An 11,955-nucleotide genomic window follows, 5' to 3' on the forward strand; every position below is an offset into this window, starting at 1 on the left:
CTGCGAAAGAAGCGCCGCCCACCTACACCAACGGCTCCGCCGAACCGTTCGCCGCCCCCTCCTCGCGCCTCGCCGGCATGAAATACCACACTGCCCCCGCGATCTGCATCGCAATCAACATCGCCCATACGCCTCGATGTGCGAGCGCCGGATAGTGCCCGTCGTGCATCGGCCAGAGACCCAGCACGGCACCGATCGCAATTTGCAGCGCGAAGATCGCCAGAAAAATCACGAGCGTGAAGGTCGTGTTCACACGGCCGATCATGCGCGCGGGGAAGTACTCGGCCATCACCGAATAGCTCAGGATGCCGGTGCCGCCCAGCGCGCCATACGCGGCCCACAGCAGCGGCTCGGGCAACGGCACGCGAGCGGCGATCATCGCCTGCACGACGACGAAGAGCCCCATCGTCACGCCGGAGAACGCGTACACGGTCACGCCCCGGCGCTCCAGTTCACGCGCCAATGCGCCGAAGCCGATATTGCCCGCGATGAACGCGGCGCCGAGCACCGATACCAGCGATGCAGCGCGCGCCGCGCCATGGGCAGCATCCGCCAGCACGACGTCGCGCAGAAACGCGCCCACCCACAGCGATTGCATCGCGTAGAACACGCTTTGCGTGAGCCCCGAGAACGTCGCCACCTTCCAGAACGCGCGGCTCCTCAACACATGCCAGGTGCCCTTGAATTGCTCGAGCACGCCGGCCTGCCGGTGCGTATCGCGCGCGGCCGGCGCGAAGCACCAGATCGCCACAGCGACCGCCACAGTAAAGATCGCGAGCGCGAATGAGAGCGTGCGCCAGCTCGTGAACGACAGCAGCCACGAGAGCGGCGCGCCGACCGCGACGCCGCCCAGCCCGCCCGCCGCCATCACGAGACCGTTGACGAGCGTGAGCTGCGCGACCGGAAAATGCTGCGCGGTCGCCTTGAACGCGCCGCCAAGACAGACCGACACCCCGACGCCGATCAGAAAGCGGCCGATCATCATCGTGCCGAGATCGTGCGCGGCGCCGAACAGCAGCACGCCGACCGCGGCGATGAGCATCACGCACGCCGTGACGCGCCGCGCCCCGAAATGATCGAGGAGCACCCCGCCCGGAATCTGCGCACCCGCGAAGCCGAGGAAGTACAAGCTCGTGAGCGTGCCCAGGTTCGCGGCCGACAAGCCCAAGTCGTGCGTGAGGAACGGCGCGAAGCCGAGATTCACGCCGCGAAACAGATACGACACGAAATAGCCGAGCGAGAAAACGGCGAGCACGCGCCATCGGGTGGAAGTCATGAAAAACTCACACCGGCTGCGGGTTGCGCTCCGTGAACCCGCGCTGGTGCCAATACGGATATGCGGGCGCCACCGCGCTTGCCGCATCGAGCTTCGCGACCTGCTCGGGCGTCAGGTTCCAGCCGACCGCGCCGAGATTCTGGCGCAGCTGCTCTTCATTGCGCGCGCCGATCAGCACCGTCGAGACCGTGGGCCGCTGCAGCAGCCAGTTGAGCGCGACTTGCGGCACCGTCTTGCCGGTTTCCGCCGCCACGGCTTCGAGCGCATCGAGGACGCGGAACAAGTAGTCGTCGGGCACCGGCGGCCCCATGTCCGCGGTCTTGTGCAAGCGGCTCGTCGCGGGCAGCGGCTGTCCGCGCTTGAGCTTGCCCGTGAGGCGACCCCAGCCGAGCGGACTCCACACGATGGCGCCCAAGCCCTGATCGAGCCCGAGCGGCATCAGCTCCCACTCGTAGTCGCGGCCGATCAGCGAGTAGTAGGTCTGGTTCGCGACATAGCGCGGATAGCCATAGCGGTCCGCGACATCGAGCGATTTTTGCAGATGCCAGCCGGAAAAATTCGACACGCCCGTGTAGCGGATCTTGCCGGCGCGCACGAGATCGTCGAGCGTCGACAGCACTTCCGCGACCGGCGTCTTCGCATCGAAGCCATGCAGTTGAAAGATGTCGATGTAGTCCGTCTGCAAACGCTTGAGCGACGCATCGACCGCTTGAATCAGGTGAAAGCGCGACGAGCCGACGTTGTTCGGCGATTCGTCATCGAACCGGAAGGTGGCTTTCGTCGAGATGATGGCGCGATCGCGCTTGCCCTTGAGCGCCTCGCCGAGCACCGCTTCCGACGCGCCCCGCGAATAGATGTCCGCGGTGTCGAACATCGTGACGCCCGCGTCGAAGCAGATGTCGAGAAGGCGCCGCGCTTCTGCTACGTCGGTCGCGCCCCACGCCTGGAAAAACTCGCCCTTGCCGCCGAACGTCGCCGTGCCGAAGCTCAAAACCGGAACCTGAAAACCCGATGCACCCAGATGCCTGTATTCCATCGAACATTCTCCTTGCGCTGACAGATGATGAGCCCAGGATGGACTCCGCCAAAGACGAGGGGTTCAAGTCTACGCCCGAGCGTCGAATCGCGCCGGACGCCGCTCGCTTTTTGCTTGGGCAGCTTGGGCATCAGTAGAAGAACGTGAGCACGCCCTGGAGCACCTGCTTTTGAGGCGCGTCGCCGTAAGGGCTGCGAGCCCAACCGTGATTGGTTTGCCACTGCACGGCGAGGTCCACGCGCGTCCAGTGATAGCGCGCTTCGAGCCACGTGAAGTAGCTGTGCGCGACGAGATCGTAGCGGCCCATCGCCGTCAGATCGAGATGGACCACGAAGGCGTCTTGCCAGGTGACATACGTGAAGAGCGAATGCCGCGTCGGCAGTTCCTGCTCGGTGCCGACCGCGTCGAGATATTGGCCGAAGCGCTCGCGATTGGCGGCCAGCGCATCCCACGTCGCGCGATTCGCGCTTGCGCCGTCGTAGTCGTATTCGAGCGTCACCGACACTTTGTTCGGAAACGTTCGCGTGAGACCGGTCGCGACCTTCGAGTGGAAACTCGCCTGGCCCGCCGGCCCCTGTAGTCCATCGGCCAGCGCGTTGCTGCGGCCGCCCGAATACTCGAGGAAGCCGACCGTGGCGTTGTCGAGCAAGGTGGTGGCGTCCACCCCGAATTGCGGCGAGATGCCCGCGCCGCCATAGACGAGCCATTGCGGCGCAAAGCCGCCGAACAAGCGCTGCGTGCCGCTCAGCATGTAGCGCCACTGTTGGTTCGTCGCGCCGAAGTCGGGATTGAAGGTCGCATGGCTCGGCGTCGAGGCAAGCGGCGGCGAGACGAGCGCGGTCACCGAACCGCCGTCCCAGATCGCCTGGCCGCGCAGCATCACGCTGCCCAAGCGGTTTTCGCGCAGGCTCTCCGGGTCGATCGACGTGACCGCGCGCAAGGCCCCCGACTTGAAGTAATCGGTCGGATTGAAGCCCGACGCGACGCCCTCGCGCAAGTTGATGCGACCCGCGTCGAGGATCGTCGACGTGGTCGGACGCCAGCTCAAATACGCCTGCTTCAGCGTATCGACCGCGTTGTATTGATCGGTGCCGCCGCGCCATCCCGCGTCGAACTGGTTCGAGAACACAGCGCGCCAGCCGGGCGCGAACGCGCCGTCGTAGGCGAGCGACGACGAGACGCGCAGGTTGTCGTTGAGCAAGACGCTGCCGGTCTGGCTGGCCGCGGTGTAGTTGCCGACCGCGAATTCAAACGAGCGCCGCCAATTGCTGCGCGCCGACGGGGTGGCGTTCGCCGTATCGGCGAGCTGCAACGCGCCTTCGTCGCCCGCGGCGAGCGGCGGGAGATCCGCGCCGCCGGCCGTGTCGCCGCTGGTGTCGCCGGCTGCGAGCACGTGACCCGCCACGCCCAGGCTCACCCCCGCCGCGACGATCATCGAGGCCAGCCGCTTGCTCATCGCCTTCGTTCATTCGGGTTTGAAGCGCGCGAGATACGCCCGTTGCAGCCACGCGTCCGGCACGTCGCGCCATGCGTAATTCGAGTAGCGCATCACCGTCACCCAGTTGGGGTCGAGCCCGTCGATGATGACGGTTTCGGTCGGCCGCTCGGCGCCGAGCTCTGGCTGGAACTTGCGGTAGTAGGCGACTTTCAGCAGCGCGCCGCTTTCCGTGTAGAAGCGTGCTTTGACCGGACGCGCGTTGCTCGCGTCGAGCCACAGGTCGATCGCGTGATAGGTCACGTCGGGCGTGCGCGCGGTCAGCGCGAGCTTGTAGCAGTGCCGCGACTGGCGGTCGCCGTCGGTCACGTCCTCCTCGCCCGCGAGCGTCGGCACGTAGTCTTTCGCCCAGTTCACGGTGACGACATCGCCGTTCGCCGCCTGCCCCAACAGACGCTGCTGCGGCGAGATGCGCACGCTCGCCTGGCTCGACGGATCGTAGAACCATAGATCGTTGCCGTTCTTGAGCAACAGCTTGTTGGCATCGCGCGCGGGCTCGTCGAATTGCACGAGATCGCGGTACTGGCCGTCGCCCGAATCGGGCTTCGAATAGACGGTCAGCACGTCGGTGTCGGTCTGCTGTCCGTTGCGGAATTCGATCAGCGTGTTGGTCAGGCTGAACGATTGGGCCGGGTTGCGAATCGCGTCGCTTTGCTCGAGCAATTGCGTCGCGGTGGGGGCGGCATACGCCACGTGAGCCATCAGCGTTGCACACACCAGCGCGCCCGCCGCCCCGATGAAGGAATGCAGTTTCATGATGGAGGTCCTCGCTTTCGACTCTCGATAAAAGGCGGTCATGCGCGTCACGCAAAGCGCAGCGAATCGACGATCAGCATCCGCGCCGCGCGCCGCGCGGGCCACCACGCGGAGAACGTCGCGACCACGATCACGCCGAGCGCGTTGCGCACGATCATTCCTGTCTCGCCCCACACGCGCACGGTCAGCGCGACGGGATCGGTCTGCCCCGGCGGCGTCCAATGGAGCCCCGAGTGATTGATGAGCGCGGCGGCAAGCAGCGCGAACAGCGTGCCGAGCACCGCGCCGCACGTGCCGAGCAGAAACCCTTCGCACAGGAAGATGTTGCGGATGCCCGAGCCGCGCACGCCGATCGCGCGCAGCGTGCCGATTTCCTTGGTGCGCTCCATCACGGCCATGTTCATCGTGTTGCCGACCGTGAACATCACGATCGTCGCGATCATCACGGCGATGAAGCCGAACACGGCGGCGAACATGCCGGTGATCTGGCCGTACTGCGGATTGAGCGTCTCGAAGTCGAGCACTTCGAGCGGCTGGCCTTGCAGCGTCGTGTGCAACAGCGCGTTCAGGCGCTCGCGCGCCACGCCCAGCTGCGACGTATGTTTCAACTGCACGACGATCGACGTCACTTCGGGCTTGCCGCCGCCATAGACGAGCCGCTGCGCCTGCGCGAGATGCAGTTGCACGAACATATCGTCGACATCCTTCACGGCCTGCTTCTGCGCCTCGACGATTTTCAGCTCGGCGACATTGGGCGCGCCGTAGGCGTTCGACGTCAGCAGCTCGATGCGAGCGCCGTGCGGCTCGGGCGCCTTCGTGTTGGCGTTCGCTTCGAGCGTTGCCAGTTGCGCGATGTCCGACGGCGCCGCGACGGGTTGTGCGCCCTCTGCCTCTGGCTCATGGTCCCCCTGCGAGGACTTTCCAGGCCACCCCGCTGGGGCGTCCTGCGGGGCGCAATCGGACACCTTGAGCGGCCCGCACAGCCGCAGCACGCGCGCGACGCCCGTGCCGATCAGCGCCGAGTCCGGGCTCGTCGCGGTGAGGGCGAGATCCTTCGGCGTGCTCGGAAAACCGTAGTCGTTCCACAAGCGCATGCGGTTCTGATCCGCCACGACGATGCCGGAGCCGAACACGGTCCGCGACACGCCTGCCGCGAAGTTGCCTGCAATGCCGTTGACCGCGAGCACCGGCGTGACGACGGTCACGAGCCGCGCGAGCTCGGGATCGCTTTTGACGGCTTCGATGATGTGCTCGTAGTCGGCAAGGCCGTACGACACCGGGTCGCCGCTGCCATAGAGGAAGTAGTTGCGGTGCTGAATCTGCAGATGTCCGCCATGCTGCACGAACTGCGTCTGCAAGCCGTAGTTGATGTTGCCCGCATAGCCGCCGAATACGAGCACGGACGTGAGGCCGATCACCATCGCAAACAGCGTCGTCATCGAACGCCGCCGGTTGCGCAGCAGGTTTCTGAATGCCAGGAGCCAGTTTTTCATGATGTTGTGACCTCGGTAAGCGAAGTGCGTCTGACATCGACGATGAGACCGTCCCGAATCACGACGACATCGTCGGCCGAAGCGACCACTTGCGGGTCGTGCGACGAAAACACGAACGACGTCGCGCGCTCGCGCTGCATGCGCCGCATGAGGTTGATGATGGCGGCGCCCGTGGCGCTATCGAGATTGGCGGTCGGCTCGTCGGCGAGCACGAGCGCGGGCTGGGTCACGAGTGCGCGCGCAATCGCGACGCGCTGCTGCTGTCCGCCGGAAAGCTCGCCGGGCAGGCGAGCCGCCTTGTCGCCGACGCCCACTTCGTCGAGCAGCGACAGCACCGCTTCGCGGCGCTCGGCCTTCGGCACGCCGAGCAGCGTCAGCGGGTACTCGACGTTTTCATAAGCGGAAAGCGCCGGCAGCAAGTTGAACGACTGAAACACGAAGCCGATGTGGCGCGCGCGGAAATCGGACAACGCGTTGTCGCTCATCTCGGCAAGCGGCTCTCCGGCCACGGCGACACTGCCATACGACGCGCGATCGATCCCGCCGAGCAGGTTGAGCGCCGTCGTCTTGCCGCTGCCCGAGGGGCCCGAGAACACCGTGAAGCGGTTGCCGACGATATCGACCGACGCATGGCGCAAGGCGGCGACGGCAGCGTCGCCGTCGCCATAGATCTTTGTCACGTCCTTCAAGCTGGCGGCAATCACAGGCACCTCCGTCATCCGAATCGATGAAGCGACTGTAGTGGCGAGGCCGGCGGTGCGGGGAACGTTGCGACGAACCGCTTGCTACGGCGATCAATCGCATTGGCAGGCGACGAAGCACGGCGAAAAGCCAGCGATTTCGGCGCAAAATACGCGGCAGGTCCAGCCCGGATCCAGTCCGATCACCGCTGCGGAACTCCGCTCCTATGAAGCATCCTTTCCGTTACTTGTCCGCGCTCTGCATCAACGTGCTGCTGCCGTGGCTCGTGTACCGGCTCGTCTTGCGGGATTCGGACTACGTCCACGCCGTGGCCGCATCGGCGCTGCCGCTCATCGCGTGGATCGCCTGGGACTACTTCCGCCTGCGGCATTTCGATGCGCTGAGCGCCACGGTGCTGGCCTGCGTCGCGCTGTCGTTCGTGCTGACCCTGCTCGGCAGCGCGCCTCAGAATCGTGCGATCGAAGCGCCGATGATTTCGGGGGCGGTCGGCGTCGTCCTGCTGCTGACGTTCTGGCTGCCGCGCCCGCTCATGTTCTATCTAGCGCGATCGACGCTCGCGCGCGAAGACCACGACAGCGCGCTGCGCTTCGAGGAACGCTGGCGCGCGCATCCGGAAATGGCCGTGCCGATCAAGCGGATGACCGTGGTCTGGGGCGTCGGCCTCGTGCTCGAAAACCTGCTGCGCTGCTGGATCGTGTGGACGTGGACGGACAAATCGCGAGCGGCGCTGATCTCGGTGACGGTGAGCTATGCCGCCTATGGCGTCTTGACGCTCTGGACGGTCTTGTATCGGCGGCGGATACGCAAGCACCCGCTGGCGCAGGCCCAGGAACTCGGCGAAACGCCAGGCTCGTAGCGTCAAGCGCGCCTACGCCCCGCCCTCGCGCTCCAGCACCGAAACGAGCCGCCTCAATCCGCGCATCGCAAAGCTCTCTCGCGCGCCCCCAAGCGTCGCGGTCCCGGCGATCTGTCTCGCCAGCGCCTTGTTGCCCTTGCACTCGCCGATCCGCACGCGGTAGGTCGCCGCGAGCGGCACGAGCTGCTTCGTCCCGGGCTGCGTTTCAGCGGGCACCGGCCCGCCGTACACGCTCGCGATCGCGGGCTCGTCGAGCGTCGCGATGTTCACGCGGTCGACGGCCGTCACGCGGCAGTGCAGCGTGCTCATCTCGGCGACCGACGCGACGAACCGCGCGGCGTCGCCGGGCGCGATGCGCCCCACGTCATCCTCGCCGACGAACGCGGCGCCCTTCACGCCGTTCGGGCCGACCACGTCGAACAGGCGCTCGCCGCGCGGCAGCCACGTGCCGGGCGCGAGCTCGTCGTCCGCTTGGACGGTGCCGTCGAACGGCGCGCGCAGCGTCAATTGCGCGCCCTGTGCTTCCAGCCCCGCCACCGTTTCGCGCGCCGCGTCCCAGCGCTTTCGCAGCGCGACGCCCTGTTCCAAGAGGCGCGGATCGAACGACTGCTGTTCGACTTCCCAGCGCAGCTGCGCCTCGTCCGCCTGCGCCGCCTTCAAGCGATGATCGAGGTCGGGCGACTCGAGCACGGCCAGCACGTCGCCCGCATGCACGCGCTCGCCGTCGCGCGCGAGCGCGGCCTGCGTGGACACGTAGCCCGCTTCCGGCGCGTAGAGCCCTTGTGCGTGCAACGGACCGAACACCGCGGGCGCGTTGACGCCGCCGTGCCACGGCAGCACGGCGATCGCCAACACCACGTCGCCGAGCATCGCGGCGCGCACGGTCTCCCGGCACCAGCGCAATTCATGCCGGCGGCGCAGACACGTCATGACTTCGCGCACCACGGGCCGCACGATGAACCAGCCGAACTCGACGCAAAACAGCATCACGCCGAGCGCCTTGAAGAACGCGTGATAGACGACGAGCGCAATCGACAAGAACACCGCAAGCCGGTACAGCCACGTCACGAACGAAAACACGATCAGAAAGCGGCGCCGCGACGGCGCGCACGGCTCGGGTTGCGGATCGCCGAGGCCGAACAGCCACTCGCGCATGCGCCAGCGGCCGAACGCGAACGCGCGGTCGTGCAGGTTCGGCATGCTGAGCCAGTCCGACAACAGGAAGTAGCCGTCGAAGCGCATGAACGGGCTGGCGTTGATCGTCAGCGTGCCGATCCAGGTCGTCGTCGCGAGCAGGAACGCGCCCGCGCGCAGCGGGCCGTCGGGCAAGAGGCTCCAGGCGAGCGTCGCGAACGCGGCGAGCGCGAGCTCGGCGAGCATGCCCGCCGCGCCGATGCGCAGACGCTCCGCGCGGCCGGGGACCTTCCACGCGTCGGTGGTGTCGGTGTAGAGCACCGGCAGCATGACGAGGAGCGCGACGCCCATCGTCGGCACGCGGCAGCCGTAGCGATAGGCGGTGAACGCATGGCCGAATTCGTGCAGCACCTTGGCGAAGGCGAGCGCGAGCCCGATCGCCAGCAGGCCGCGCAAATCGGCGTAGCGATGGAACGTGTGCACGAACTCGTCCCATCGGCGCGACACGAGCCCTAGGCCGACCACGGCGGCGAGCACGACCACGGCCCAGAACGCCGGCCGGTAGGCGATGTCCGCATGGCGCGCGAAGCGCTTGAGGAACGCCATCGGATGCCAGAGCGGGATGCGGATCATCAGGTAATGCTTGAGGAGCCACATCGCGTGCGAGAGACGGCTCGCGTCGGCGACGGCGGCGAGGCGTCCAGTGTCCGACGCGCTCGCCGACACCAGCAGGTTCTGCTGGCGCAGCGTCTTGACGAGCGCTTCCATGTCGGAGACGCCGACGTTCAACGTCGTTTGCTCGTTGACCGACGCGACGATCGCTTGCGGATCGTCGAGCGCCCAGCGCGACAGCATCTCGAACGCGGGCCAGCCGATCTGGAAGAAGCGGTTGCCGGCGGGATCGTGCAGCATCCAGGTCGGCGCGCCGTCGGGCGTCGCGGCGCCGCGCGTCAATGTCAGCTCCTGGCGCAGTTGGGGAAGACGGGTCATGAGATCGCGTCTACCAGCCGAGCCACTGCCGCGCGGTCGTCAGCGGGCGCCGCAATACGTAGTACGCGAGCGGCACCCATCGACCGTGAATCCGCGCGGTCCCCATCACGCCGAGCACGGGCCGCGCGCCGCCGTCCGTGAACGCCGCCTTCACGCGATACGCGAGCACGCCGTCAGGCGTCGGCTCGGCGCGATAGGCGACGGTATCGATGCGCGCGTCGTAGGCGGAGAGCGGCGAGCTCTTCGGATACAGCGTAAGCGTCGCGCCCGGCTTCACGTCGATGTCGTCGGCCACCGGCAGGTAAACGGTGAGTTCGACATTCGCGGGATCGGCGAGCAGCATCACCTTCTCGCCGACCGACACCGCCTTGCCGTTCCAATCGTTCGGATCGGCGAACACGGCGACGCCGGCGCGCGCGGCCGTCACGCGCACGCGCGCAAGCTCGCGCGCGGTGTAGTCGAGTTCGACCTGGCTCTCGTCGAGCTTACCCTTGCGCAACGCCATGTCGAGGCGGTCCTTGTCTTCGATGACCGCGAGCTGCGCGGTCTGCCGGTACTCCTCCTGCGCCGTGTCGAAATTCTTGTTCGCGACCGCGTAGCGCGAGGCGAGCGTCGTCGAATCGAGCGCGAAGAGCGGCGTGCCCGGACTCACGCGCTGGTTCGGCTGCGTGTAAAGGCGGTCGATCACGCCGTCGAGCGGCGCGCGCACGACGAATGGGTCCTTCGCGGTCACTTCGGCGGGCGCCAACACGGAAAGCGGCACCGGCACCACGCACACGAGTGCGAGCGCCGCGAGCGCGCGGCGCCGCACTTTGCCGGGACGCAACAGGAGCTTCGCGCGCGCCGTCCACGTCGCGCGCGGCGCGAACGCGGAGAGGGCGTGCGCCCAGACCTGCGCGAGCTCCGCGAGCATCACCTCCTCGGTATGCGTCCATGCGTTGTCGCGGACGAACACGACGCCGCCGAACGAGCGGCCCGAACGATCGACGAGCGGCACCCACAGCGCGTGCATCGGCCACCACGCGCTCCAATCGGCGGCGACGGCAGCGCTCAGATGCGCGGACGTGAAGGCGAACGGATGCGTGGACGGCGCAGTGGGGCTATCGCCGTTTGCCGCGGGCGCCGCAGCCGAGCCCGGCGTTTGCGCGTCATCCGGCGACGCGCCTGGCCCGGCGCCGCCCCCGGTTCCGCTCGTCTCTTGCGCGGCCCGCTTCACGAGCGCGCGGAACATCTCGCCGAGCCACTGCACGTAGGGCGCGCCGGGATCGCTCTGCGGCAAGCCGGACACCGCCGCGACGGCACCCGGCGCAGGCAGCGGCGCGCGCCACCAGGCGGCTTGTCGATACGGAATGAGCGACAGCGTCTCGTTGACGATCGTGAAGCCGAGCGTCTGCTCACTGTCGGCCTCTCGCGCCCGCGCCGCGAGCTGCCACAACAGCGCGAGATCGCCCGCTTCGATGCGTACCGGGGCGTTCATGTCATTGCGCTCATTTCACATTCGCGAAGCTCGCCCAGCCGCTCATGCCTGGCAGGAGCTCGGGCGCACGGCCGTCGAGCGCGGCGGTCACGTCGACGGTCTGCGTGACCGGATCGACGCGCGCGCCGATCCGCGCGACGCTCGCCGGATACGTCTTGCCGACCTCGTCGACATGCACCGTGAGCGGATGCCCGGGCCTGAGCCACGCGAGCCACTTCGACGGCACGATCATCTTCAGTTCGAGATGGCTCGTATCGACGATCGTCATGATCGGCTTGCCCGCCTCGGCGAACTGATCGGCGGCCGCGCTGCGCTTCGCGACGCGTCCGTCGAACGGCGCCGAGATCACGCATTTGTGGACCGTCGCCTGCATGTAGGCGACTTCCGCCGCACTCGCCTTGGCCTTGGCTTCGGCTTCTTCCACGTCGATCTCGCCGATCGAATGCAGTTGCGACAGCTGCTCGTCGACGTGCTTGAGCTTCACCGCCGCGTCGGCCTCGGCCTGCGCCTTATGCAACTGCGCAGCGAACAGCGAGCAATCGAGCGACACGAGCGTCTGGCCGGTGCGGAACGCGTCGCCGTCGCGAAACGGCAGCGATGCGATCTTCGCGCCGATCTCGCTCGAGATCTCAACCTCGTCGCGCGACACGAGCTGAATGCGGATGTGCCCGTCGTCGCCTTGCATGAGCGATGCGCCCGGTGCCACCGCCATCGCGGGCGCGATGGCAGGTGCATTCGCC

Annotated in this window: 10 protein-coding genes; 1 reads left to right on the forward strand and 9 read right to left on the reverse strand. The window is 67.2% G+C overall.

The window, feature by feature from the left end:
* Window positions 1–22: 22 nt before the first annotated feature.
* The 6 genes from FAZ95_RS17660 to FAZ95_RS17685 all read right to left on the reverse strand — a co-directional run bounded on the left by FAZ95_RS17660 (window position 23) and on the right by FAZ95_RS17685 (window position 6,760).
* Complete coding sequence (locus FAZ95_RS17660) at window positions 23–1,276, reverse strand: MFS transporter (RefSeq protein ID WP_137333627.1); 1,254 nt, start codon at window positions 1,274–1,276, stop codon at window positions 23–25.
* A gap of 7 nt (window positions 1,277–1,283) precedes the next feature.
* Window positions 1,284–2,312 (reverse strand): aldo/keto reductase, encoded by a 1,029-nt coding sequence (locus FAZ95_RS17665; protein ID WP_137333628.1) that lies wholly within the window; start codon window positions 2,310–2,312, stop codon window positions 1,284–1,286.
* A 130-nt stretch (window positions 2,313–2,442) separates the two neighbouring features.
* Window positions 2,443–3,768, reverse strand: a complete 1,326-nt coding sequence (locus tag FAZ95_RS17670) for a hypothetical protein (RefSeq protein WP_254699738.1) — start codon at window positions 3,766–3,768, stop codon at window positions 2,443–2,445.
* Window positions 3,769–3,777: 9 nt separating this feature from the next.
* Complete coding sequence (locus FAZ95_RS17675; RefSeq protein WP_137333629.1) at window positions 3,778–4,563, reverse strand: outer membrane lipoprotein-sorting protein; 786 nt, start codon at window positions 4,561–4,563, stop codon at window positions 3,778–3,780.
* A gap of 47 nt (window positions 4,564–4,610) precedes the next feature.
* Window positions 4,611–6,056 (reverse strand): ABC transporter permease, encoded by a 1,446-nt coding sequence (locus tag FAZ95_RS17680; RefSeq protein ID WP_137333630.1) that lies wholly within the window; start codon window positions 6,054–6,056, stop codon window positions 4,611–4,613.
* Window positions 6,053–6,760, reverse strand: a complete 708-nt coding sequence (locus FAZ95_RS17685; protein WP_437437709.1) for an ABC transporter ATP-binding protein — start codon at window positions 6,758–6,760, stop codon at window positions 6,053–6,055. Before FAZ95_RS17685 ends, FAZ95_RS17680 begins: the two co-directional genes overlap by 4 nt.
* Before the next feature lie 203 nt (window positions 6,761–6,963).
* On the opposite strand from FAZ95_RS17685, the gene FAZ95_RS17690 reads away from it, so the two are divergent.
* A complete protein-coding gene (locus tag FAZ95_RS17690) occupies window positions 6,964–7,614 on the forward strand; it encodes a VC0807 family protein (protein WP_137333631.1) in 651 nt (216 codons plus the stop codon).
* Between the two features lie 12 nt (window positions 7,615–7,626).
* Here the strand turns inward: FAZ95_RS17690 and FAZ95_RS17695 are convergent, their stop codons facing one another.
* Genes FAZ95_RS17695 through FAZ95_RS17705 form a run of 3 tightly spaced genes read right to left on the reverse strand, consistent with a single transcriptional unit; the run spans window position 7,627 to window position 11,900 of the window.
* Window positions 7,627–9,738 (reverse strand): site-2 protease family protein, encoded by a 2,112-nt coding sequence (locus tag FAZ95_RS17695; RefSeq protein ID WP_137333632.1) that lies wholly within the window; start codon window positions 9,736–9,738, stop codon window positions 7,627–7,629.
* Window positions 9,739–9,748: 10 nt separating this feature from the next.
* Window positions 9,749–11,215, reverse strand: coding sequence for an efflux RND transporter periplasmic adaptor subunit (locus tag FAZ95_RS17700; RefSeq protein WP_137333633.1), 1,467 nt, complete (start codon window positions 11,213–11,215; stop codon window positions 9,749–9,751).
* A 10-nt stretch (window positions 11,216–11,225) separates the two neighbouring features.
* Window positions 11,226–11,900, reverse strand: a complete 675-nt coding sequence (locus tag FAZ95_RS17705) for an efflux RND transporter periplasmic adaptor subunit (protein ID WP_367871521.1) — start codon at window positions 11,898–11,900, stop codon at window positions 11,226–11,228.
* Between the last annotated feature and the right edge of the window lie 55 nt (window positions 11,901–11,955).

It is taken from the genome of Trinickia violacea (assembly GCF_005280735.1).
GTDB classification, from domain to species: domain Bacteria; phylum Pseudomonadota; class Gammaproteobacteria; order Burkholderiales; family Burkholderiaceae; genus Trinickia_A; species Trinickia_A violacea.